This is a genomic window from Methylotuvimicrobium sp. (genome assembly GCF_050611805.1).
Lineage (GTDB): Bacteria > Pseudomonadota > Gammaproteobacteria > Methylococcales > Methylomonadaceae > Methylotuvimicrobium.
Genome location: NZ_JBNGHF010000030.1, coordinates 23,054 through 44,421, shown reverse-complemented (window position 1 = coordinate 44,421; position 21,368 = coordinate 23,054). Strand labels below are relative to the sequence as shown.

Here is a 21,368-nt window from a genome sequence, read left to right as displayed (position 1 = left end):
GCGTTAATCAGGTGTGAAGATTGATGATCAAACGGTTAGAATGATTGAGACTGTTGAGTAAAAACCGGAGGAACGCACATGTCAGAAAAATTCAAGTACATCCGTTGGTTCGATGAACTAACGATCGAGGATATTCCCTTAGTTGGCGGCAAGAATGCCTCGCTAGGCGAGATGTATCGAGAACTAGCCGCCGAAGGCATCTGCGTGCCGAACGGCTTTGCAATTACAGCGGAAGGATACCGGCACATGCTCGATAAAGCGGATGCCTGGGCAGCCTTACATGAGGCGCTCGATACCTTGAATCCCGAAGATGTGAACGATTTGGCTAGACGCGCCAGAAAAGCGCGAGATATCGTTTACGCAGCACCGCTTTCAGAAGAATTAGAGCGTGAAATTCTGGGTGCTTTTAATCAACTGCAAGGGCAATACGATGAAGAATTGACCGTTGCGGTTAGAAGTTCGGCGACGGCAGAAGACCTACCAACAGCAAGCTTCGCCGGCCAACAGGATACCTATCTAAATGTACATGGTGGACAAGCCCTGCTCGATGCGTGTAAGCGTTGTTTCGCGAGTCTATTTACCGATCGGGCGATTCATTACCGGGTCGATCAAGGTTTCGATCATTTCAAGGTGTCGTTATCGATCGGCGTAATGAAAATGGTTCGTTCGGATTTAGCGTCGAGCGGCGTGATGTTTTCGATCGATACCGAATCGGGATTCAAAGACGCGGTATTTATCACCGGTGCTTACGGTCTCGGTGAAAATGTCGTGCAGGGCTCGGTCGATCCGGACGAGTTTTATGTGCATAAGCCGACCTTCGAGCAAGGTCATCGTTGTGTGCTTCGGCGGTCGCTTGGCGCTAAAAAAATCAAGATGATCTATAGCGAAGGCCGCACGCGAGAACAAACTTGTAATGTCGTGACATCTGCCGAAGAGCGTTCACAATTTTGCCTAAGCGGCGACGAGGTGCTGACCTTGGCCGATTACGCGATCAAAATCGAAAAGCACTACAGCGAGAAGGCAAATCAGCCTAGGCCGATGGATATCGAATGGGCGAAGGACGGTCTGGACGGACAGCTTTATATCGTTCAGGCACGCCCCGAAACGGTTGCATCGCAGTTGAGCGGGACGACGCTCGAGCAATACGAATTGAAACAAAAAGCCGAGGCGATTGTGATTGGACGAGCGGTCGGCAGCAAGATCGCGGTCGGAACCGCGCATGTGATCAAAAATGTCAGTCAATTGAATACCTTTAAACCCGGCGAAGTATTGATTACCGACATGACCACACCGGATTGGGAACCGGTCATGAAAACGGCGGCCGCGATCGTGACCAATCGGGGTGGACGCACCTGTCATGCCGCAATCATCGCTCGCGAGCTGGGGGTTCCAGCCGTAATCGGCTGCGATAATGCGACCGAAACCGTTAAGACCGGTAAGACTGTCACGGTATCCTGCGCCGAAGGCGATTCTGGAAAGGTTTATGAAGGCGAGTTGAGTTTCGATGTTAATACGACCGATCTTTCCGGATTGAAGCGACCGAAAACTAAAATTATGCTGAATTTGGGCAATCCGGAATTGGCATTCAAACTCAGCTTTTTGCCGAATGACGGCGTCGGATTGGCGCGGATGGAATTCATCATTACCGAATTTATCAAAGCTCATCCGATGGCGTTGATTCATCCTGAACGCATACAAGATGCCGACGAAGAAGCAACGGTTAAACGCTTGACCCGCCATTATGCACAACCGGAGGATTTTTTCATCGAGCGTCTTGCGGAGGGAGTCGGTACGATCGCGGCAGCGTTTTATCCGAAACCGGTCGTGGTCAGGATGTCCGACTTCAAGACTAACGAATATGCAACCTTGCTCGGTGGGCGATGGTTCGAGCGCGACGAGGCGAATCCGATGATCGGTTTCAGAGGTGCTTCGCGTTATGTTCACCCCGATTATAAGGAAGGCTTCGCACTCGAATGCCGAGCGATGAAGCGGGTTCGCGAAGACATGGGTTTGACCAACGTGATTCTTATGATTCCGTTTTGCCGCCGGGAGCAAGAAGCGGTGCGTGTTTTGGATTATATGGCCGAGCTCGGTTTGAAAAGAGGGGAGAACGGGCTTGAAATTTATGTGATGTGCGAAATTCCGAATAATGTGATACTTATCGATGCATTTTCGCAGCTGTTCGACGGTTTTTCGATCGGTTCGAACGATTTGACTCAATTGACGCTCGGCGTCGATCGCGATTCCGAAATACTTGCCGAGGATTTCGATGAGCGCGATCCGGGCGTCAAAGAAATGATTCGTATGGCTGTTGAAGGTGCGCGCCGTAACGGCAAGCATTCCGGCTTATGCGGTCAGGCACCGTCCGATTATCCGGAAATGGCTGAATACTTGGTCGAAATCGGCATCGATTCGATGAGTTTGAATCCGGATACGGTATTGCAGACGACCCAGCGGATTTTGGCGTTGGAAGAAAAGCTAGAGCGATAATCTTAATCTCGACCAGCCGAAGCCCATCGATACCCTTTGCGAGTCAAATTACGACACTGGGTTAATGCTAAAGTTGGCAGTTTAACCATGAAGCACATGAAGTAAATCAAGAAGTTGGCTGGGTATCCTCGTTAACCTCTCGGGTGAGCGAGAGCTTTATACAAATGAGTAAGAAGTTATTGAATTAACTTCTTACTCTTCATGATCTTCGTGGCGAATTGATTTTTTAGGATAATCAAGTCCCGCAAAACGTTTGATAAACACGTTCGTCGGGTTGAGGCGGTTCTTGATAATGCCTGCAACCGGGTTGTTCGGTAAATGGTTTGTTGAATACGGCGAGCAATGTTTCAAACTTTGAAAAGTCCTCTTCTTGAACCGCCGCGCTCAATGCTTGTTCGACCCTGTGGTTACGCGGAATATAAGCCGGATTGACTTGACGCATGGCTTCGGCTCGTTGCGTCGGAGACCCCGTTTCTTGATCGATACGGGTTTGCCAACGCTCTAACCAATTGTCAAAGTCCGGCGTTTGTGGCAGATAATCATTCAGGGTCGGTTTTGTAGCGGGACTATCGGCGATATGGCTCAGTGCTCGAAAAACATTGGTGTAGTCGGCTTTATGTTGCTGCATCAATTGAAGCAAGGAATCGATCAAGTGTTTATCATCCTGTTGCGCGGTGGCTAAGCCTAGTTTGCGACGCATGCCCGTCAACCAAAAATTGTCGAAAATATCTGAAAAGCGATTGATGATTTCAACGGCGATAGCGATTGCCGAGTCTTGCTCGTCATGGAGTAGCGGTAATAAGGTTTCCGCGAACCTTGCTAAATTCCATTGTGCTATTCGTGGCTGATTGCCGAAAGCATAACGGCCAAAATCGTCGATTGAGCTGAATACGGTGTCCGGATTGTACTGATCCATGAATGCGCATGGGCCGTAGTCGATCGTTTCGCCCGATATCGTCATATTATCGGTGTTCATGACGCCATGAATAAAACCGACATGCATCCAACGTGCAATCAACGACGCTTGCCGCTCTTGAACGGTTGTCAGCAAAGCCGAGTAGGGATTCGATGCGGATTTCAAATCCGGGTAATGGCGGTTTATTGCGTAGTCGGCTAAAAGCTTGACGGCTTCCCAATCTTCTCGCATAGCAAAATATTGAAATGTGCCTATGCGAATATGGCTCGAGGCAACCCGCGTTAATACAGCGCCGGGTAGCGGCGTTTCCCGAAACACCGGTTCACCGCTCGTTACGGCGGCCAGAGCGCGTGTCGTAGGAATGCCGAGTGCATGCATCGCGTCACTAATCAAATATTCCCGAAGCACAGGGCCTAATGCGGCTCGTCCATCGCCGCGGCGCGAGAAGGGCGTTTGCCCCGAGCCTTTTAGTTGAATATCCCAGCGCCTGCCGGCGCGATCAATGACTTCCCCGAGTAAAATCGCCCGTCCGTCGCCCAATTGCGGCACGAAGTTTCCGAATTGATGTCCGGCATAAGCCATAGCGAGCGGTTCCGCGCCTTCCGGAACGAGATTGCCGGAAAAGAGTGCGGCTGCGGTTTCGTTATCGAGTTCATCAAATCCCAAGTCCAACTGATTCGCTAAGTTGCTGTTCAGTTTGATCAAACGTGGGGATTGAACCGGTGTAGGATTTAAGCGCGTACCGAAACGTTCGGGTAGGCGGGCATAGGTGTTATCGAAGTTAAATAAAGGCATCATGTTTCTATTGGCTTTTAGCAAAGTGTTTGAGTTGGGCTATTTAAAAAATAACGTCCTAAATAAAAATATAAATTGGACGGTATAATGGTTCAAAAGTTTACTAAATTACTAGGGAATTGGCCAAAGATATGATTGGATTTAACTGCTAAATTGGTCCTATTAGCAAGATGCTTCCGTTTGCCGAAGCCAAGTGTCCGCGCAGGGGCCAGTCGTAGTCGCTAAAACTAAAATATGCTGTTAAAGCTCCAGCTTGGGTAACGTGTTCAGGATGCTCTAGCTTCCCGACAATCAAGAAAGATTGAACAAGCGGGTCAGGGTTGATTGAGAATGTGCGGAGGTTGTGTCGGTCTCAGGAAGCGGGAGCTTCCGGGGTGTCATTCCCAAGCTGGAGCTCTAGCCTTTATACATAAGCCGTAGATACCGACTTGCCATCTTGGTGAATGTGACCTCGATATCTTTATTGTTGCTTAACGTACCCGGCTTTCCCTCACCTAGCGTTAGGTGAGGGATCGGACACCCCGGCGCCTCCTCGGGTACTGCCGAAATTTGAAGTGCGAAAGGTATAGAGACGAATAAATCACCTGCTACGGGACGGGTTATTTAACCCGTCCCAAGCGTTTCGGGCGGGGCTGTAAATCCCGTCCTGCCAAAGGGAGTAAAAGGAGTGTAACCTTATTGAGCGGCCGGCGCTTCTAACGATTCCGTAGGCTTTTCATTTGTGGGTTGGTCGGCTGCTGGCGATTCTTCAGTTGGGGCAGCCTCCGTTTCGGCTTCAGGCGCTGTGGTTTCATCGGGTTGTGGGGCCGCAGGCGCTTCGATTGGAATCAGGATTTCGACTTGAGCGCCGGCACGCAGATTTTCTATCATCGTCTGAACTTTTTGGCGTTGCAAGTAAGGCATTATTTGCTCTTTCACTTCTTCCAGCGCCGGCAGGGTTTGCTGGCGTGAATCTTCTCTTAAGATAACGTGCCAGCCGAATTGGGTTTCAACCGGTTCGCTCGTGTATTTGCCGTTTTCAAGAGCGATGACTGCTTCGGAGAATGGCGTTACCATTTGGCTTGGTGCGAACCAGCCTAGGTCTCCGCCTTCCGGGCCTGAAGGGCCGGTAGAATTCTTTTTAGCCAATTCGTCGAATTTTGAGCCTTTATCGAGTTGTTCAATAATTTTTTTCGCTTCATCCTCGGTTTTTACCAAAATGTGACGAGCTTTGTATTCCATGTTGTTTTCGCCGCCGACATTTTTTTCGTATTCGGCTTTAATTTCCTCATCGGTCACCGGATTCGATTTTAGATGATTTTGTAAGGCGGCCTGCGAAAGCAATGATTTTCTAACGACGTCCATTCTTTGAATAAACTCGGGCGATTTGTCGAGTTGTTTTTGCAGGGCTTCTTGGACCAGCAATTCCCGTTGAACTAATTCCTCGATTAACTTATCTTTCGGGAAAGATTGGCCTTGGGTGCGTTCGGCAATGTCGCTTTCAAGCTCTTGCAATGCGGTTTTACTGATATAGACGCCATTGACCGAGGCGACAGCATCGGCTTTATCGACTTTAGGTGCAATAGGAGTTGTTGTCGGTTGTTGGTTGTCGCAACCGGCTACAAGCGAAGCGCCGATTAAAAAGAATGGGACGAGTTTATTGGTCATTTAGTTTTCCTTTGTAAGTTTCACGGGTTGGTATATTCGCTGGGGCTCATCGCATTAATGCCTAAGGCATGAATTTGTTGTTTCATCATATCGCCCAACGCTTTGTAAATAAGTTGGTGGCGTTGCACCAAGGTCTTACCTTCAAAAGCGTCGGATACGATCGTAACATGGTAATGGCCGCCGCCGCTTTGGGCGCCGATATGGCCGGCATGGGACGCGCTATTATCTATGATTTCAATTTGCTCGGGCTTGAGTGAGTCGTTGAGCAGTTTTCTAATTACTTCGGTAGTCATTGAGGTAATACCCTTTTAAATGGTTTAACGGTAACCTTTGCGTAAACGCCGGCTTCCAGGTAGGGGTCGGCATCGGCCCATTGCTTGGCTTCTTCAAGATCGGCGAATTCGGCGACGACTAGGCTGCCGGTAAAACCGGCACTTCCCGGGTCATCACAGTCCACGGCGGGATGAGGGCCGGCTAAAATCAATCGGCCTTGGTCTTGAAGTTGTTGCAGTCTGGCAAGATGGGCCGGTCTGGCCGATTTTCTTTTATCCAAGCTGTTATCGGTGTCAGTGCTAATAATCGCGTAGAGCACAGTTTATTCCTCGGTATCCGGCATGTGTTTATAGAGATAAAGCATTTGTAATACGATAAAAACAACCATCAAACCGGGTACGCCGAAGGTTTTGAAATTAACCCAGTCGTCGGTGTTATAGTTGTACATTACATAAAGGTTGATAAAACCGACGCCGATAAAAAACAAGGCCCACATCAGATTAAGTCGTCGCCAAATCGGCGAAGGCAATGTGATATTGGCGGACATGATGCGTTCGATAAACGGCTTTTCGCCGAAGAACTGGCTAGCTAGAAAAGCCAGGCCGAACAGCCATTCGACAATACTCAATTTCCATTTGATGAATTGTTCGTCTTGCAAGTAAATTGTGGCGCCGCCCATGACCAGAATCAGTCCTAATGTGACCCATTGCATCGTTTCGACTTTTCGATACTTAAACCACATGAAAGCCACTTGAAGGATGGTTGCGACAATGACTACAGCCGTGGCGATATAAATATCATAAAGTTTAAACGCGATGAAAAATAAAATGATAGGGAAAAATTCAAAAAGTTGCTTCATGTCGATTCAATTGATGGGTTTATACGTAAAAATCAATACCGGCTACCAATTGAGCGCGCTGATCTTGCATCGGCTGGTTAAGGGTTGTGGTGTAAGCATTGACGGCATTTAATAATCGTGTGTTGATGGGGTTTTCGGTTTTGTCGGCATTAAGCAGGCCGATGTCGGATAATCCGGCATTGACTAATAGCTGTTCTACTTCCTCGGGCTTTTGAGTTGCAGTTGCCGAATGTTGTAAGGGCTTATCGGAGTTTGCACGCTTATTCTCGGGTTGATTTTGGACAGTATCCTGCTGTCCTGCGTTTTGCGGGTTTAATTTAAGCGCGGAAGTGTTAAGCGAAGTTACATGTATTTCCATGTCAAGGCATAATGCAATGGAAAATTGAGTGCTATTGTAGAATTAATCCGCTTGATTGTACATGCTTGGCAATGGCTTTCTGGTAGAATAATTCAGTTTTAAGGAGGTGTTATCGTGGATAAGCAGATTCAAACCGAACTCGAAGCGGCCGCCTTTAGGCGCCTAGTCGAGCATTTACAAAGCCATCCGGAAGTTCAGAATATCGATTTGATGATTTTGGCCGATTTTTGTCGTAATTGCCTGGCGAAATGGTATTTGGGGGCCGCGAAAGATAAGGGGGTCGAGATTGATTATAATCAAGCCCGGGAAATTATTTACGGCATGCCTTATGCCGATTGGAAGAAGCGCCATCAAACCGAAGCGACGCCCGAACAGTTAGAGGCCTACGAACTCAAGCAAAAAGGGAAAAAACATGAGTAACGGTATTTCTTATGATGCAATATTTTCCGGCATCATCGGGCGTGATTACGACATGTTGCAGCGCATGAGTCCATTATCGGCTGAAATGAGCAAAATAGTCGGTCGTGCAGTCAAGCATTATGCCGATAAATCCGGGCGGCCTTTGAATGTTGTAGAGTTAGGCGGCGGTACCGGTATCACGACGCTGGCTATCTTATCGTCCAATGATGATGTGGTAGTCACGAGCATCGATAGCGAGCCGACGATGCAGAATCAAGCTAAGGAAAACCTAAAGCAATGGGTCGATAATGGGCGCTTATTTTTCAAACTTGACGATGCCTACAGTGCATTAACGAAAATGGCTGATAACAGCGCGGATGTTTTGGCAACGGCTTACACGGTTCATAATTTCGAACACAGTTATCGCGAGCGTGTCATCGAACAAATTTTTCGAGTTTTAAAGCCGGGCGGACAATTCATCAATGGCGATCGTTATGCTTTGGACGATATTTTCGAGCATACCCGCACCGTTCAAGAAGAAATCAGCGGTTTTTTCGAGGTATTGATCGGTGAAAATAAACCGGACTTGCTTGAACAATGGATCATCCATTTATTTAACGACGAATCGGAAAATCACGTCATGCGCGAAGGCATTTCGCTAAAACAGTTGGAGGAAGCCGGTTTTGTCGATATTGCCTTAAATCAGCGAATAAAAGTCAATGCTTTGGTTACCGCCGTTAAACCTATTTAACACGAGCTTTTTTCAATAATGAATATCACTGATTATATGCAGTCACTCGGCCGCGAGGCCAGAAAAGCCGGCAGAGTTTTGAGCCGTACCGAAACCGGAATAAAAAATGCGGCCTTGCTGGCTATCGCCGAAGAACTCGAAAATAACCGGGAATATTTGATTCAACAAAACGGCAAAGACGTTCAAGCGGGTATCGACAATGGGCTCGACGCGGCCTTGTTGGACCGATTGGAATTGAAAGACAAAGGCATTGTTGGGATGGTTGAAGGATTGCAACAAGTTGCATCTCTACCCGATCCGGTAGGCGAAATCAACGATATGACCTATCGTCCCTCCGGCATTCAAGTCGGTCAGATGCGCGTCCCGTTGGGTGTGATCGGCATTATTTACGAGTCGCGTCCTAATGTCACGGTCGACGCGGCCGCACTCTGCTTGAAATCCGGCAATGCCTGTATTCTTCGTGGCGGGTCGGAGGCGATCCATTCGAACAAGGCAATCGCCGAATGCATCGGCAAAGGTTTGGAACGGGCCGGCTTGCCTGCTACGGCTGTACAGGTGATCGAAACGACCGACCGTGCGGCGGTTGGCGAATTGATTACGATGTCGGATTTCGTCGATGTGATCGTGCCGCGCGGCGGTAAAGGTTTGATCGAGCGCATATCGAAAGAAGCGACGATTCCGGTTATCAAACACCTGGACGGCATTTGTCATGTCTATATCGACAGCGAAGCCGATCTCGACAAAGCCGTTTCGATCGCTTTGAATGCAAAGACGCACCGCTACGGTGTTTGCAATGCGATGGAAACGCTGCTGGTACATGAGAGCATCGCTTCGAAAGTTCTGCCCGGTTTGGCGGCGAAGTATCAGGAGAAAGGTGTTGAACTGCGCGGTTGTCTGAAAAGCTGCTCGCTGATTCCGAATTGTAAGCGGGCGGTCGAGGCTGACTGGCAAACCGAATATCTTGCGCCGATTCTGTCGGTTAAAGTGGTTGCCGGTTTCGATGAAGCCGTCGAGCATATCAATCGGTATGGATCCGCACATACCGACGCGATCGTAACCGAAAATTACACGCTAGCCAGACGTTTTTTACGAGAAATCGATTCCAGTTCGGTCATGGTCAACGCCTCGACACGTTTTGCCGACGGTTTCGAATATGGTCTTGGCGCCGAAATCGGCATCAGCACCGACAAATTGCACGCACGTGGACCAGTCGGCTTAACCGGCTTAACCACGCTCAAATACATCGTGCTCGGCGATGGCCACATTCGACAATAAATGATCGGTATTTACGGAGGCACGTTCGATCCGGTTCACTTCGGTCATTTGCGGACCGCCCTAGAAGTCAAGGAGGCTTTCGCACTGGACGAAATTCGCCTCATCCCTTGCTTTATTCCGCCTCACCGCGATAGCCCCTCGGCACCCGCTTCGATGCGGTTAAGGATGTTGGAATTGGCACTGGAAAATCGTACGAATATGACGGTCGATACGCGCGAGATCGACCGTGGCGGTCCTTCCTATATGGTCGAGACATTAATGTCTTTGCGTGCCGAGATCGGCGAACGGCCTTTATTGCTATTCATCGGCGCCGATGCCTTTACCGGTCTTACCGCTTGGTATCAATGGCGGCGCCTGTTTGAATTCGCGCATGTAGTTGTAATGACTCGGCCGGGCTTTAATGCGCAGGTAGTCGACGGATTTTTGACCAACCGTTTGACCGATGACCGCCAAGTCTTGAATGAATATTCGGCAGGGTATTTATTTTTTCAGTCGGTTACCCGTCTTGAAATTTCCGCAACCGCCATTCGGCAAATCATCGCTAAACATCGAGATCCGGGTTTTTTATTGCCCGAGTCCGTCATACAATACATCCGACAACATAAACTTTATTAGCGCTAATTCGGCGCGAATTTGATAGGAATTTGAATGCAAACAGAAGCGTTATTGAAAGTAGTCCAGGACGTGTTGGACGAAAGAAAAGGTCACAACATCACCGTGTTGGACGTCCGGGGTAAGACCAGCGTGACCGATTACATGATACTGGCAACAGGTACATCCGATCGACATATCAATGCCATGGCTGATTATATTTCGGAAAAAGTCAAGGAAAACGGGCAGAAACCATTAGGGCAAGAAGGCGGTATCGGAGCGGATTGGGTATTATTGGATTTGGGCGACGTGATCGTTCATTTGATGACCGATCAGGCGCGTGCGTTTTATCAATTGGAAAAATTGTGGTCGGTCGAACAGAAAGCCGAAGCGCTAGAGGCTTTGCAAGACTGATTTATTTGTTGCCATTATTAGGAGTCACTGATGACCGATCAATTGAAATCTCCCGTCTCACGTTTATTCGACGAGATGGGAATTAAATACGAATGGATCGAAATCCCTCTCGACCCTGATAAAAAGCCGGTTCGTTCTCTCGAAGAGGTCTTGGCTGCCATCGGTCGTGATCCTGAGCAAATTGTACGCAGTTTATTGTTTCGAACAGGGTCCGGCGATTTTGTTTTATTGGCGGTCGCCGGCGGCGGTCGCGCCGATTGGGGCGTGCTGCGCAAACAGTTAAGCGAACGCCGTTTGGCAATGGCGGAGCCGGAAGAAGTCTTGCAAGCAACCGGGTTTCCGATTGGCGCGGTACCGCCTATTGCTTTACCCGATTCGATTCACATACTCGTCGATGAGGGCGTTTTTCATTACTCACGGGTTGTTATTGGCAGCGGCATACTGGGATATGCTTTAGATATCAATGCCGGCGATTTGCGCAGGATCATGTCGAGCGCCGCTGTCGGAAAATTTGTAAAAGCGGCCTAAGGATTTGGTTGTAAATAACTTCCTTATTTTATGGAGGGTTCGGTTGCTCGATTGACAGGTGTCGGTGGCAGGGAGCCGCCGTCAAGCCTACACAGACGTATTCACGGCGTCCTGTCAAGCGAGTAACCGAATCCTCCAGGGTAAACGCATTAAAACACTATAGAAAATCAAATAGTTAAAATATTTCTTTTTCTGGTTAACTATAAAGATTTAGTTTATTTGAAACCTAAATAAGGCTTTGTGTCGCTATCGCGACGCTTATGTGTAGTCGGTTCGCGGACCGACAACCGCGATACTTTTCTTTGCTTGTCCAAAGAAAAGTATCCAAAAGAAAAGACACCCGGAGGCCGCTGCATCCTGCGCGCTGACGATTTTGCCGAGGGTTTTCGGAAGGGCTATCCCTAGCCCTCCGAAAACGAGCGGCATCCCTGCCGCTCCCCTAACGGGCTATTCTCGGCAAAATCGCCAGTGCTCGGCGCGGCCTAACGGGGCCTAGGGAGGGGTACCATAAGTTAAACCAAATTGATTAAGCATTCTAAGTAACTGGATAACATATTAATATATTAACTATTTTAATGCGTTTACCTACCCTGCATGGTTGACCCCATTCGTCGCGCAACGCTTGAAATTTGGTGTTGATTTCTTGGTCGCTACATTGGCCGACCGGCAGACTGTAAAGAAAAGCTGCCAACGCCTCATTGGCTCTGGGTTCCGGCATTGAGTCGGGTTGGGATTCCAGAAACTCGACGAAATGTAAAACCTCCAATGCCTTGGCGGGCGGCAGGGCTTTGACGTGTTGGTAGATGATGTCGGCGATGGTCATTTTAATTACCCCCCCAACTCTTTAAGCAACCAATCCAGTTGGGTGCGTGCGGAGCTTATTAGATGTTCATAACCAAAAACCTTCATTCGTGGTGGATCATTTTGGCTTAAATTTGTTGAGCTGCGACATTTTCCCAAAAGCAGAATTTCAATTTCACCAAACTTTGGCTCCAAATCGTCACGATATTTAGCCGCTTGGTTTTGGTCGTCTCGGGTAATTGGCTTTGAAGGTTCCTTAAATTCGACAAGTAGGTGATTTCCTCTCAGGTTCTGAGCAAGAAACAAATCTGGGCGCTTTTTAGCTCGTTGACCGCCAAATTTATTATTGGTGTATTCCTCAATAGTTCTGGCCAAAGTTTTATTCGACGCAATAAGCGAATATTCATAACCCAATATCCATAAGTTAGATTCTATGACTTTATGAATAGCCATCTCAAGGGTATTAGGCTTACGAATCAGATCTTCCAAACTATCGAGCAATTTCAGTCGGCTTTGCGCTTGATTAGCCATCAAAGCCATATCAAGTAAACCAAAGTCTGCTAATGCTGAAACAAATGATTCAATATCGGAGTCCCTGCTTTGTTCAATTTGTTTTAAAACCTGCCAATAATCGTCTTTCTCAAACGCATCCAAGACAACCGACACAATAATTTCCACTTTTTCATCTTGCTCACCGAAAAAACGCTTCATTACTTTATCCAATGCCTTTTGAGCAAATTGACGGCGATATTCCGGAATTTCCGCCAAGCGCCGATCAATTTGCTGCTGGAGCCTTGCCCGCTGTAGCGTTACCTCGCGTTTGAAAACTTTTTCAACGGCATTTTTCAAATGTGTTTGAATTACCGGCTTCATGGTCTGAAACGCCATGCTATTTTCTATTACTGCCCCCCAATCCGCTGTCACGCTATCGCTATCCTCCAATCCATCGGCCTCGACTTCTCCATACAATTTCTTAAGCAATTTTTGTGGAATCTCAGGGTCGTCCTCCAAACCAAAGAATCCCGGTTTGCCAACGATTTTGCCGCCGACTCGGATTGCAATGCCTGCTTGCTTCAAGGGTTTGGTACCGTTAGAAATCTTAAAATTGAGCCGGATAGTTCCTGCGTCAGGTAATGTTTCGTCATGGGTAAAATGCTCACCCGGTAAATCCTCCACACTCAAGTTTTCACCATTGACGACAATTGACACGTCGTGCTCGCGGCCATATTCCAGCATCAAGATACTTTTGAGCTTATCCGCCCGAGGAAATTCGTAACGTTGATTCAGGCTTGTGAGCATCACCGTTGTACCGGAAACGCCATCCTCGATTTCGGAAACCGAAATTGGCAAATTAATCTTCTCCAAATCTTTTTCTTCATTTAGCAAAATGTCCTTAGAAATAACAACCTGGGTCTGCCTTTTCCGTGCCGTAGTTTTAACCTCCATCACACCGGCCACCATCAAACCGGCAAACTTACCGATACCTTTGCGTCCTTTAACCAGCCGCTTCAATCGCGGAGTACGATCACCCTTACGCGAACGACGATCATTGGCAACGGTTAAATATTCTCTGCGTAACTCCTGTTCGGTCATGCCGTTTCCATTGTCTTTAATCACAATGGGGTCAAGCGTCATAGGTTCCGGCAAAGTGATAGAAACAAAGGTGGCTTCGGCATCCCAAGCATTATCAACCAGTTCTTTTAAGGCATATTCGGTAGAGCGGTAGCTTTCCCCCAACAGTTTTGCCAACCGGGGGTCGACTTTGAAATTGGCTTTTTCTGTCATGTAACCTCTCCTAATGACATGGCTTCAATGCGGTGTTTGGCGGCTTCTAGTTCGGTTTCAGCCTCACGACGTAAACTTTCGGCTTCGATCATTCGGCGATTGGATTCCTCAATAATTTGGTTTTGAGTTGATTTATCAACAATCGGAATCAACAAATCTTCAATATCTTCCGTTTGTAGTCTGGGCAAGGTATTGCCTGACATTAAATCTTTGGTTTGTTAACGACCAGATCAAGCGCAGAAACAAAGCTAAAAACTCGCTACTTACCGTAATGCCCTCAAGCACATGAAATTCCGTTGAATAAAGTCCATCGAACGGCGCATAAAAAACCTTATTGAGATAAGAACACAGTTAGTGTAGCGCAAGCGCTTGTTTGGGGTTTTATAGACGATGTTTTTTGTTCGGTATCAAACGCGATGAGGCCTGTGGCAAGGCCTTGATCGATGAGTGGGTTCATTGGGTTCTCGTTATTTTTTCTAAAATTGTCTTACTCTGATCCTGTCAACAAGCTTTGGATGATCGGGCAGGTTACCGAGTCTCTATTATCGGCGCAGCGCTCTACCAAATTCGACAAGGCCGATTCCATCATGCGCAAGCTTTCGATGCGTTCACGAATCAGACCCAGCTTTTTAAGCGCGATTACTTTGACTTCCCGGCAGTGGCGGTCTTCTTCGAGACTCAATAATTCCGTAATCTCATCGAGCGTAAAGCCCAGTTTCTGGCCTTCCTTGATAAATCGCACGCGCTGCGCATCTCCTTTGGTGTAATGCCGAACGCCTTTGAGCGGCTTGACGGGCACGGCAAGCAAACCGCGCCGTTGATAAAAGCGTATCGTTTCGACCGTCACGCCGGCTTTATTCGCCAGCACGCCGATCGTAAAATTTTTTTGCGTCATGGGCTTGTCTCCGTACCTGGGTACGGTGCCTATAATACAAGCCTCGTTGAAAAATAGGTATTCAATATGAACGCAAAACTTACTTTGATCGCGAGCGTCCTGGCCGGACTAGGGGCCAGCCTGTGCTGTGTCGGTCCTTTGCTGTTGTTGAGCCTTGGCATTGGCGGGACCTGGATGGTAACGTTGACGGCCTTCGAGCCGGCGCGCCCGTTGTTCATGGGGCTGTCATTGCTTTTTATCGGGTTGACGTTTCGTAAACTCTATGTGATCGACCGCGGCTGCGATCCCGAGAAGTCCTGCGCCGACGAGGCGGTCGTTCGCAAGCAGCGTTTCATTTTTTGGATCGTGAGCGTCCCAATGTTGGGACTGTTGGCGTTTCCGTGGTTCGCGCCGCTATTCTATTGAGGAGAAACCGATGACGATCAGAATGCTACTATTTATTTTTGCATTTGGGGTTGCCGTAGGTCCTGCGCTGGCTGAGTTGCGCACCGTAACACTCGATGTACAAAACATGAACTGCGCCGTCTGTCCGATTACGGTCAAAAAGGCGCTGGAACAGGTTTCCGGCGTGCAAGAAGTTTCGATCGATTACGCCGCTAAAACCGTGACGGTCCGATTCGACGATACCGTGACGGCGGCGGAACAATTGACCGAAGCGACCGGAGCCGCCGGATACCCTTCTTCAATCAAAAAGGAGCCGAAATGAGTGCTGTCATCCTCGAATCGACGATCACCTGTCCAAACTGCGGGCATGCCGAAACGGAAACGATGCCGACCGATGCCTGTTGGTACTTCTACGAATGTAAGTCCTGCGGAACGCTGCTCAAACCGAAGCCAGGCGATTGTTGCGTGTTTTGCTCTTACGGCTCGGTCAAATGTCCGCCGATTCAACAACAGGGCTCGTGTTGCGGCGGGTAGCCCAGGGTTGACTGACTAAGCGCCAGGATTGGTTTGTCTTGAAAATGTTTTTTGTTTTTAAGCAAGGCTGGAATAAGGGATGACCTCGGTTCGCTTGTTTCAATGAGAGTCTTGAAAATTTCGACCTTCACCAGTCAAGCCGAGATATTTCACAAAAGGTTCGAAATCACGGTCGATGTAAAGAAGAGGAAGTCGGTGCTTGATACAATAAGTCGCAATGATGACATCATTCGTTTTTCTGATAGTAATGCCTCTTTTGCGTAAAGTTCGAAAGTTTTGCGCGCATTTTTCGACCATGCCGCTATTGAATATGGAGTATTGATCGAGCGAGGCCAATCTTTCTTTGGCTATCTGATAGTCCTTATCGCTTTTGAAACCTTGCAGTATTTCCAGAAAGATCAGGTCGGCAATCGCGACTGTGCCCTCGATTAGCGCGGTATCCAATGCGTCGGTTTGAGCATTGATGTCGCCGTTGAAATAATCTATCCAGACACTGGTATCGACCGGTATCATTTTCGCCTCGCATCTCGTCCAGATCCCCCTCCCATTTGAGTCGGCCTCTCAATTTGCGAATAGCTTGTTGGTTGCCGCGCTGAACGATCAGTTTAAGACCTTGCTCCACGACTTCTCTTTTGGTTGTCAGGCCGCTTGCCTTGAGGGCTTCGGTCATGAGTTCATCGTCGATTACTATATTGGTTCTCATGGGATTGCAATGCGTGTAAAAACAGATAATTTACATATTTACAAGCTAGATTGATACAATATATGTTTTTTCATATATACTAGGTTCACTATGCTGACACCGGTTCAATTTTTCAAATGTCTTGCCGACGACACCCGCTTGCGCTGCGTGACCTTGCTGCACCGTGAAGGCAAGCTTTGCGTCTGCGAATTGACAGCGGCTTTGGCTTTGTCGCAGCCGAAAATCTCGCGGCATTTGGCCTTGTTGCGGCAATCCGGTTTGTTGCTCGACAGTCGCGAAGGACAGTGGGTTTATTACCGGATCAATCCGGACTTGCCCAGCTGGGCCTATCCGCTGCTCGATGATGTATTGAAGGCGGTGCAAGCGAGCGAATCCTTCGGAGCCGATCTGGATCGCCTGCGGCAAATGGATTGCCGTCCGGACATGGCGGTTTGCGGCTAAAAATTTTGGCTCAAATATATGCTTATTCGTATATCAACTTATTAATATGAGGCTTGAAATGAAAAGGTTACATGTCCATCTGTCGGTCGATGATCTGGAAAAAAATATTTCCTTTTACAGCACGCTGTTCGGCTCCGAGCCGACCGTAAAACACGACGATTATGCGAAATGGCTGCTCGACGACCCGCGCGTCAATTTCGCGATTTCTAACCGTAGTCAACAGCTCGGTCTCGATCATCTAGGCTTACAGGCTGAGAACGAGCAGGAACTGGCGGCGATCAAACAAAATCTCGACGCGACCCAAATACCGATCGAAGCCCAGGAAGGCGCGGCCTGCTGTTATGCGCGCTCCGACAAGTACTGGATCACCGACCCGCAAGGCATCGCCTGGGAATCTTTCCATTCGCTGAGCGAGATTCCTACCTTCAACGACGCAAAAGCCGCTTCCGACGGCGAAAATCCGTTCGCGTGCAGCCCAGTCGAGGCAGGTACTTCTTCTTGTTGCGGATGAGCAAAGTTTTTTCAATAACCACCATTGAGGATCAACATGCTAAACATTCTGATTGTATGTACCGGCAACTCCTGCCGTAGCGTCATGGGCGAAGCCTTGTTCAATCATCACGGCCAGGGCCGCATCCGGGCCTTTTCGGCCGGTAGTCACCCGATCGGACGGATCAACCAGGGCGCACTGGCGACTTTGAAACGCCATGGCTTGCCGACCGAGGGCTATCAAAGCCAGTCCTGGGAAGATTTCGAGCATCAGCCGATGGATGTCGTGATCACGGTCTGCGACAGCGCGCACGGCGAAACCTGTCCGGTCTATCTGACCAAAGCGGAGCGGGCGCATTGGGGCGTGTCCGATCCGGGCCATGTCGAGGGCAGCGAGGAAGAGAAAATCGCCGCGTTCGAGCAAACCTTCGCGACGCTGAAATTACGAGTCAAGACCATGCTCGAACTGCCATTGGAAACGATTCCGCGCGACGAATTGACCCGGAAACTCAACGAAATCGGCCAATTGTCGGCATGAGAGCCGGCGGGGAGGAGTTATGACCGAAAAAACACACGATATAGGCTTTTTCGAGCGCTATCTGACACTGTGGGTGGCGTTGTGCATCGTCGCCGGAATTCTGCTAGGCACATTTGCGCCGGAATTCGCGAAGACGCTCGACGGCATGAGCATCGATGTCAACGACGCGCCGGTCGTATCGGTACCGATCGCGGTGTGTCTGTTCTTCATGATGTATCCGATCATGGTCAAGATCGATTTCGCCGAAGTTGTCAAGGCCGGCAAGAGCGTCAAGCCGGTGTCGTTGACATTGTTCGTCAACTGGGCGATCAAGCCGTTCACGATGTACGGCATTGCTACGTTGTTTCTGGGCGGACTGTTTTACGAGTTGATTGGCGCCGATGCGGTCGATCTGGTCAAGATGCCGTTCGGTCTGGATTTGCCGGTCGGGAGCGAATACGGTTCCGGCATCGTCGTCTTGCAAGACGGCATCAAAATGCTCGAAGTACCGCTTTGGCGCAGCTATCTGGCCGGCTGCATCTTGTTGGGCGTCGCGCCCTGTACCGCGATGGTGCTGGTCTGGGGCTATCTGGCGCGCGGCAATGCCGGTCACACGCTGGTCATGGTCGCGATCAATTCGTTGGTGATGCTGGTGTTATATGGCCTGATCGGCGGCTATTTGCTCGGTGTCGGTCAGTTGCCTGTGCCTTGGGAAGCGCTGTTGCTGTCGATCGGCATCTATGTCGCGCTGCCGCTGTTCGCCGGCTACTATTCGCGCAAATGGATCATCGCCAGCAAAGGGCCGATTTGGTTCGAGCAGAAATTCTTGCATCTGTTGACGCCGGTCACGATCATCGCGTTGCTGTTGACGCTGGTCTTGCTGTTCTCGTTCAAGGGCGACGTGATTACCGCGAATCCGTTGACGATTTTATGGATTGCGATACCGTTGACGATTCAGACCCTATTGATCTTTGCGATTACCTATCTGGGCGCGAAATTGTGGGGTTTCAGTTATGAAAACGCCGCACCTTCGGCATTGATCGGCGCGTCGAATCATTTCGAAGTTGCGATCGCAACCGCCGTGATGTTGTTCGGTTTGTCGTCAGGCGCGGCGCTTGCGACCGTCGTCGGCGTCTTGATCGAAGTGCCGCTGATGCTGGCCTTGGTCGGTGTTTGCAAAAAAACGAAAGGCTGGTTTTCCCAAGAGACAGTCAAGCAATCAAGTCGGTAAGGCAGATTTTATTTTGTCGCCTGTAAATCCGACATAATTTAATTTATTTTCAATTTCAAAAGGCTGAATTACTATGGAAAAAATCGAAATATTCGACCCGGCGTTGTGCTGCAGCTCCGGCGTATGCGGCGCCGATGTGGACGAAGCCTTGGTGACATTTTCGGCCGATGTGGATTGGCTGAAACAGCAAGGCGGAAACATTGTCCGCTATAACCTGTCCCAGCAGCCGATGGCGTTTGTCGACAACAAGGTCGTCAATGGTTTTCTGGTGCGCTCCGGCGAGCAGGGGCTGCCGCTGGTGCTGGTTGACGGTGAAATCGCGCTGGCCGGGCGCTATCCTTCCCGGGAAGAACTGGCGCGCTGGTGCGCGATCGAGGCCGCGCCTGCCGAAAGCAAGGCCGACGCTTCCGCTTGCAGTAAAACGGGTTGTTGTTGATTGCCGGTCATGAATTTTTTACAGCAGCTCCCGACATTTTTATTCTTCACCGGCAAAGGCGGCGTCGGTAAAACCTCCTTGTCATGTGCCACGGCAGTGCGCCTGGCCGATGCCGGCAAGAAAGTGTTATTGGTTAGCACCGACCCCGCGTCCAACGTCGGACAGGTTTTTGGTACCGTCATCGGCCATCGCATCACGCCGATTCCCGAGGTCGACAACCTCGCGGCATTGGAAATCGATCCGGCGCAGGCGGCCGCGCTCTATCGCGAGCGCATCGTCGGCCCGATACGCGGCAAATTGCCGGAATCGGCGGTCAACAGCATCGAAGAACAATTGTCCGGTGCCTGCACGACCGAAATTGCCGCCTTCGACGAATTCACCGCTTTGCTGACCGATGCCGAACTGATCGGCCGTTACGATCATATCGTTTTCGATACCGCGCCGACCGGACACACGATTCGCCTGCTGCAATTGCCCGGCGCATGGGGCAGTTTCATCGAAAGCAATCCAGAAGGCGCTTCCTGCCTGGGGCCATTGGCCGGACTCGAAAAACAGCAGCAACGCTATCAACAGGCCGTCGCAGTCCTTTCGGATCCGGCGCGCACGCGCTTGGTGCTGGTGGCCCGCGCCCAATCCTCGACCTTGCAAGAAGTTGCGCGAACCAGCGGCGAGTTGGCCGACACCGGCCTGAGTAATCAATATCTGGTGATCAACGGCCTTATGCCCGAGTCTGAAACCGACGATCCGTTGGCGGCGGCGATCTTTCAGCGCGAACGGCAAGCGCTTGAGTCCTTGCCTGAGCCACTTCGCGAATTGACTTTCGATCGTACCCGCTTGCTGCCTTGCAATCTGGTTGGTCTAAAGGCATTGCGTTCGTTATACAATGAGGACGAGCAGGCCGCCGAGGCGTCCGTCGGCGACTATCGGTTACCCGACCTGCCTTCGTTGCAGGCGATGATCGACGAGATGGCTCAACCGGGTCACGGTTTGATCATGTTGATGGGCAAAGGCGGCGTCGGCAAAACCACGCTGTCCGCCGCGATCGCAATCGCGCTGGCCGAACGCGGTTATCGGGTGCATCTAACGACGACAGACCCGGCGGCGCATTTGACCGAAACCCTGGTCGGCGAGATGGACAATCTGACGGTCAGCCGTATCGATCCGCAAGCGGAAACGGAACGCTATCGTCAACATATCCTGGAGACCAAGGGCAAAAAACTGGACGCTCAGGGCCGTGCGCTACTCGAAGAGGATCTGCGTTCACCGTGCACCGAGGAGATCGCGGTATTTCAAGCCTTCTCAGGCATCATCCGCGAAGCTCAAACGCATTTCGTCGTGATGGATACCGCGCCGACCGGGCATACCCTGCTATTGCTGGATGCGACCGGATCGTATCATCGTGAAATCGCCCGTCACATGGAAGGTAAGTCGTTGCAGTTCACGACGCCGATGATGCGTCTTCAAGATCCCGAACAAACCAAGGTGTTGATCGCGACATTGGCCGAAACCACCCCGGTGCTCGAGGCGGCGAACCTGCAGGAGGATCTGCGCAGGGCCGGCATCAAACCCTGGGCCTGGGTCGTCAACAATAGCCTGGCGGCGGCCCGGCCCACCTCGGCCTTGCTGCGGCAACTCGCGAACGAAGAGCTACGGCAATTGGCTTCGATTCGACAAAATCATGCCGAGCGACTGGCCATCGTGCCTGTGCAAATGCGAGAGCCGGTCGGTGCTGAGCGGCTGCAGGCGCTGTTGTCATCAAAATATTAATTGATCCTAAAAAGATCAGTTGAAGCGCTTGGAATGCGTTCGTGCTGAGCTCTTTGGCAGCGCTCAGGATAACCTTGTCGAAGCATGAG

General features: G+C 49.9%; 26 protein-coding genes and 1 pseudogene. 15 read left to right on the top strand and 12 right to left on the bottom strand.

Annotated elements, in window-relative coordinates:
• Positions 1 to 78 precede the first annotated feature (78 nt).
• On the top strand, positions 79 to 2,490 hold the full coding sequence (gene ppsA / locus ACRJJO_RS14670) for a phosphoenolpyruvate synthase (RefSeq protein ID WP_431066428.1): 2,412 nt from the start codon (positions 79 to 81) through the stop codon (positions 2,488 to 2,490).
• Between the two features lie 235 nt (positions 2,491 to 2,725).
• On the opposite strand, the gene ACRJJO_RS14665 is transcribed toward ppsA, so the two are convergent.
• The 6 genes from ACRJJO_RS14665 to ACRJJO_RS14640 form a co-directional block, all read right to left on the bottom strand.
• On the bottom strand, positions 2,726 to 4,201 hold the full coding sequence (locus ACRJJO_RS14665) for a protein adenylyltransferase SelO (protein ID WP_431066427.1): 1,476 nt from the start codon (positions 4,199 to 4,201) through the stop codon (positions 2,726 to 2,728).
• A 675-nt stretch (positions 4,202 to 4,876) separates the two neighbouring features.
• A complete protein-coding gene (locus tag ACRJJO_RS14660) occupies positions 4,877 to 5,848 on the bottom strand; it encodes a peptidylprolyl isomerase (RefSeq protein ID WP_431066426.1) in 972 nt (323 codons plus the stop codon).
• Between the two features lie 20 nt (positions 5,849 to 5,868).
• The gene (locus tag ACRJJO_RS14655; protein ID WP_431066425.1) at positions 5,869 to 6,141 is read right to left on the bottom strand and encodes a BolA family protein; all 273 of its coding nucleotides are present in this window, start codon (positions 6,139 to 6,141) and stop codon (positions 5,869 to 5,871) included.
• Complete coding sequence (locus tag ACRJJO_RS14650) at positions 6,138 to 6,440, bottom strand: YciI family protein (protein WP_431066424.1); 303 nt, start codon at positions 6,438 to 6,440, stop codon at positions 6,138 to 6,140. Before ACRJJO_RS14650 ends, ACRJJO_RS14655 begins: the two co-directional genes overlap by 4 nt.
• Positions 6,441 to 6,443: 3 nt before the next feature.
• Complete coding sequence (locus ACRJJO_RS14645) at positions 6,444 to 6,980, bottom strand: septation protein A (protein ID WP_404355740.1); 537 nt, start codon at positions 6,978 to 6,980, stop codon at positions 6,444 to 6,446.
• Between the two features lie 19 nt (positions 6,981 to 6,999).
• Entirely contained in the window at positions 7,000 to 7,338 is a 339-nt protein-coding gene (locus ACRJJO_RS14640; protein WP_431066423.1) for a hypothetical protein, read from the bottom strand.
• Between the two features lie 114 nt (positions 7,339 to 7,452).
• Between ACRJJO_RS14640 and ACRJJO_RS14635 the strand changes: the two genes are divergently transcribed.
• From ACRJJO_RS14635 to ACRJJO_RS14610, 6 genes are read left to right on the top strand one after another with little or no spacing between them, the layout of a single operon-like run.
• Positions 7,453 to 7,758 (top strand): DUF1244 domain-containing protein, encoded by a 306-nt coding sequence (locus ACRJJO_RS14635; protein ID WP_431066422.1) that lies wholly within the window; start codon positions 7,453 to 7,455, stop codon positions 7,756 to 7,758.
• Complete coding sequence (locus ACRJJO_RS14630) at positions 7,751 to 8,488, top strand: class I SAM-dependent methyltransferase (RefSeq protein ID WP_404355734.1); 738 nt, start codon at positions 7,751 to 7,753, stop codon at positions 8,486 to 8,488. Before ACRJJO_RS14635 ends, ACRJJO_RS14630 begins: the two co-directional genes overlap by 8 nt.
• An 18-nt stretch (positions 8,489 to 8,506) precedes the next feature.
• Positions 8,507 to 9,763, top strand: coding sequence for a glutamate-5-semialdehyde dehydrogenase (locus ACRJJO_RS14625; protein ID WP_431066421.1), 1,257 nt, complete (start codon positions 8,507 to 8,509; stop codon positions 9,761 to 9,763).
• Positions 9,764 to 10,378 carry a nicotinate-nucleotide adenylyltransferase gene (nadD, locus tag ACRJJO_RS14620; RefSeq protein WP_431066420.1) on the top strand — a complete coding sequence of 205 codons (615 nt, stop codon included), beginning with the start codon at positions 9,764 to 9,766 and terminating at the stop codon, positions 10,376 to 10,378.
• A gap of 33 nt (positions 10,379 to 10,411) precedes the next feature.
• On the top strand, positions 10,412 to 10,768 hold the full coding sequence (gene rsfS / locus ACRJJO_RS14615; RefSeq protein ID WP_431066419.1) for a ribosome silencing factor: 357 nt from the start codon (positions 10,412 to 10,414) through the stop codon (positions 10,766 to 10,768).
• 30 nt (positions 10,769 to 10,798) lie between these two features.
• Positions 10,799 to 11,296 carry an aminoacyl-tRNA deacylase gene (locus tag ACRJJO_RS14610; RefSeq protein WP_431066418.1) on the top strand — a complete coding sequence of 166 codons (498 nt, stop codon included), beginning with the start codon at positions 10,799 to 10,801 and terminating at the stop codon, positions 11,294 to 11,296.
• Between the two features lie 535 nt (positions 11,297 to 11,831).
• Here the strand turns inward: ACRJJO_RS14610 and ACRJJO_RS14605 are convergent.
• The 4 genes from ACRJJO_RS14605 to merR form a co-directional block, all read right to left on the bottom strand.
• Positions 11,832 to 12,119 (bottom strand): hypothetical protein, encoded by a 288-nt coding sequence (locus ACRJJO_RS14605; protein WP_431066417.1) that lies wholly within the window; start codon positions 12,117 to 12,119, stop codon positions 11,832 to 11,834.
• Positions 12,120 to 12,124: 5 nt separating this feature from the next.
• Positions 12,125 to 13,882: an ATP-binding protein gene (locus tag ACRJJO_RS14600; RefSeq protein WP_431066416.1), complete on the bottom strand. Its 1,758-nt coding sequence runs from the start codon at positions 13,880 to 13,882 to the stop codon at positions 12,125 to 12,127.
• Complete coding sequence (locus ACRJJO_RS14595; protein ID WP_431066415.1) at positions 13,879 to 14,085, bottom strand: hypothetical protein; 207 nt, start codon at positions 14,083 to 14,085, stop codon at positions 13,879 to 13,881. Before ACRJJO_RS14595 ends, ACRJJO_RS14600 begins: the two co-directional genes overlap by 4 nt.
• A 284-nt stretch (positions 14,086 to 14,369) precedes the next feature.
• Entirely contained in the window at positions 14,370 to 14,777 is a 408-nt protein-coding gene (gene merR / locus ACRJJO_RS14590) for an Hg(II)-responsive transcriptional regulator (RefSeq protein WP_431066414.1), read from the bottom strand.
• Positions 14,778 to 14,843: 66 nt separating this feature from the next.
• Here merR and merP point away from each other — a divergent pair.
• A pseudogene (gene merP / locus ACRJJO_RS14585) lies at positions 14,844 to 15,483 on the top strand (mercury resistance system periplasmic binding protein MerP).
• Positions 15,480 to 15,695, top strand: coding sequence for a GDCCVxC domain-containing (seleno)protein (locus ACRJJO_RS14580; protein ID WP_125220021.1), 216 nt, complete (start codon positions 15,480 to 15,482; stop codon positions 15,693 to 15,695). The pseudogene merP and the gene ACRJJO_RS14580 overlap by 4 nt, the downstream one beginning before the upstream one ends.
• Before the next feature lie 99 nt (positions 15,696 to 15,794).
• Here the strand turns inward: ACRJJO_RS14580 and vapC are convergent, their stop codons facing one another.
• Positions 15,795 to 16,160 carry a type II toxin-antitoxin system VapC family toxin gene (gene vapC / locus ACRJJO_RS14575; protein WP_431066443.1) on the bottom strand — a complete coding sequence of 122 codons (366 nt, stop codon included), beginning with the start codon at positions 16,158 to 16,160 and terminating at the stop codon, positions 15,795 to 15,797.
• A complete protein-coding gene (locus ACRJJO_RS14570) occupies positions 16,057 to 16,398 on the bottom strand; it encodes a type II toxin-antitoxin system VapB family antitoxin (RefSeq protein WP_431066413.1) in 342 nt (113 codons plus the stop codon). Before ACRJJO_RS14570 ends, vapC begins: the two co-directional genes overlap by 104 nt.
• Before the next feature lie 90 nt (positions 16,399 to 16,488).
• Here ACRJJO_RS14570 and ACRJJO_RS14565 point away from each other — a divergent pair, with 90 nt between their 5' ends.
• From ACRJJO_RS14565 to arsA, 6 genes are all read left to right on the top strand, one after another.
• Positions 16,489 to 16,839: a metalloregulator ArsR/SmtB family transcription factor gene (locus ACRJJO_RS14565; RefSeq protein WP_431066412.1), complete on the top strand. Its 351-nt coding sequence runs from the start codon at positions 16,489 to 16,491 to the stop codon at positions 16,837 to 16,839.
• A 58-nt stretch (positions 16,840 to 16,897) separates the two neighbouring features.
• Positions 16,898 to 17,350 carry an ArsI/CadI family heavy metal resistance metalloenzyme gene (locus tag ACRJJO_RS14560; protein ID WP_431066411.1) on the top strand — a complete coding sequence of 151 codons (453 nt, stop codon included), beginning with the start codon at positions 16,898 to 16,900 and terminating at the stop codon, positions 17,348 to 17,350.
• Positions 17,351 to 17,386: 36 nt separating this feature from the next.
• Entirely contained in the window at positions 17,387 to 17,866 is a 480-nt protein-coding gene (locus ACRJJO_RS14555; protein WP_431066410.1) for an arsenate reductase ArsC, read from the top strand.
• Between the two features lie 19 nt (positions 17,867 to 17,885).
• Complete coding sequence (arsB, locus tag ACRJJO_RS14550; protein WP_431066409.1) at positions 17,886 to 19,076, top strand: ACR3 family arsenite efflux transporter; 1,191 nt, start codon at positions 17,886 to 17,888, stop codon at positions 19,074 to 19,076.
• 73 nt (positions 19,077 to 19,149) lie between these two features.
• Complete coding sequence (gene arsD / locus ACRJJO_RS14545) at positions 19,150 to 19,512, top strand: arsenite efflux transporter metallochaperone ArsD (protein WP_431066408.1); 363 nt, start codon at positions 19,150 to 19,152, stop codon at positions 19,510 to 19,512.
• 9 nt (positions 19,513 to 19,521) lie between these two features.
• The gene (arsA, locus tag ACRJJO_RS14540; RefSeq protein WP_431066407.1) at positions 19,522 to 21,279 is read left to right on the top strand and encodes an arsenical pump-driving ATPase; all 1,758 of its coding nucleotides are present in this window, start codon (positions 19,522 to 19,524) and stop codon (positions 21,277 to 21,279) included.
• The last annotated feature ends 89 nt before the right edge of the window (positions 21,280 to 21,368 follow it).

Coding starts and splice junctions, on each gene's coding strand:
- ppsA (WP_431066428.1), top strand. CDS start 79: ATGTCAGAAAAATTCAAGTACATCCGTTGGTTCGATGAACTAACGATC.
- ACRJJO_RS14665 (WP_431066427.1), bottom strand. CDS start 4,201: ATGCCTTTATTTAACTTCGATAACACCTATGCCCGCCTACCCGAACGT.
- ACRJJO_RS14660 (WP_431066426.1), bottom strand. CDS start 5,848: ATGACCAATAAACTCGTCCCATTCTTTTTAATCGGCGCTTCGCTTGTA.
- ACRJJO_RS14655 (WP_431066425.1), bottom strand. CDS start 6,141: ATGACTACCGAAGTAATTAGAAAACTGCTCAACGACTCACTCAAGCCC.
- ACRJJO_RS14645 (WP_404355740.1), bottom strand. CDS start 6,980: ATGAAGCAACTTTTTGAATTTTTCCCTATCATTTTATTTTTCATCGCG.
- ACRJJO_RS14640 (WP_431066423.1), bottom strand. CDS start 7,338: ATGGAAATACATGTAACTTCGCTTAACACTTCCGCGCTTAAATTAAAC.
- ACRJJO_RS14630 (WP_404355734.1), top strand. CDS start 7,751: ATGAGTAACGGTATTTCTTATGATGCAATATTTTCCGGCATCATCGGG.
- ACRJJO_RS14625 (WP_431066421.1), top strand. CDS start 8,507: ATGAATATCACTGATTATATGCAGTCACTCGGCCGCGAGGCCAGAAAA.
- nadD (WP_431066420.1), top strand. CDS start 9,764: ATGATCGGTATTTACGGAGGCACGTTCGATCCGGTTCACTTCGGTCAT.
- rsfS (WP_431066419.1), top strand. CDS start 10,412: ATGCAAACAGAAGCGTTATTGAAAGTAGTCCAGGACGTGTTGGACGAA.
- ACRJJO_RS14610 (WP_431066418.1), top strand. CDS start 10,799: ATGACCGATCAATTGAAATCTCCCGTCTCACGTTTATTCGACGAGATG.
- ACRJJO_RS14605 (WP_431066417.1), bottom strand. CDS start 12,119: ATGACCATCGCCGACATCATCTACCAACACGTCAAAGCCCTGCCGCCC.
- ACRJJO_RS14600 (WP_431066416.1), bottom strand. CDS start 13,882: ATGACAGAAAAAGCCAATTTCAAAGTCGACCCCCGGTTGGCAAAACTG.
- ACRJJO_RS14595 (WP_431066415.1), bottom strand. CDS start 14,085: ATGTCAGGCAATACCTTGCCCAGACTACAAACGGAAGATATTGAAGAT.
- merR (WP_431066414.1), bottom strand. CDS start 14,777: ATGACGCAAAAAAATTTTACGATCGGCGTGCTGGCGAATAAAGCCGGC.
- ACRJJO_RS14580 (WP_125220021.1), top strand. CDS start 15,480: ATGAGTGCTGTCATCCTCGAATCGACGATCACCTGTCCAAACTGCGGG.
- ACRJJO_RS14570 (WP_431066413.1), bottom strand. CDS start 16,398: ATGAGAACCAATATAGTAATCGACGATGAACTCATGACCGAAGCCCTC.
- ACRJJO_RS14565 (WP_431066412.1), top strand. CDS start 16,489: ATGCTGACACCGGTTCAATTTTTCAAATGTCTTGCCGACGACACCCGC.
- ACRJJO_RS14560 (WP_431066411.1), top strand. CDS start 16,898: ATGAAAAGGTTACATGTCCATCTGTCGGTCGATGATCTGGAAAAAAAT.
- ACRJJO_RS14555 (WP_431066410.1), top strand. CDS start 17,387: ATGCTAAACATTCTGATTGTATGTACCGGCAACTCCTGCCGTAGCGTC.
- arsB (WP_431066409.1), top strand. CDS start 17,886: ATGACCGAAAAAACACACGATATAGGCTTTTTCGAGCGCTATCTGACA.
- arsD (WP_431066408.1), top strand. CDS start 19,150: ATGGAAAAAATCGAAATATTCGACCCGGCGTTGTGCTGCAGCTCCGGC.
- arsA (WP_431066407.1), top strand. CDS start 19,522: ATGAATTTTTTACAGCAGCTCCCGACATTTTTATTCTTCACCGGCAAA.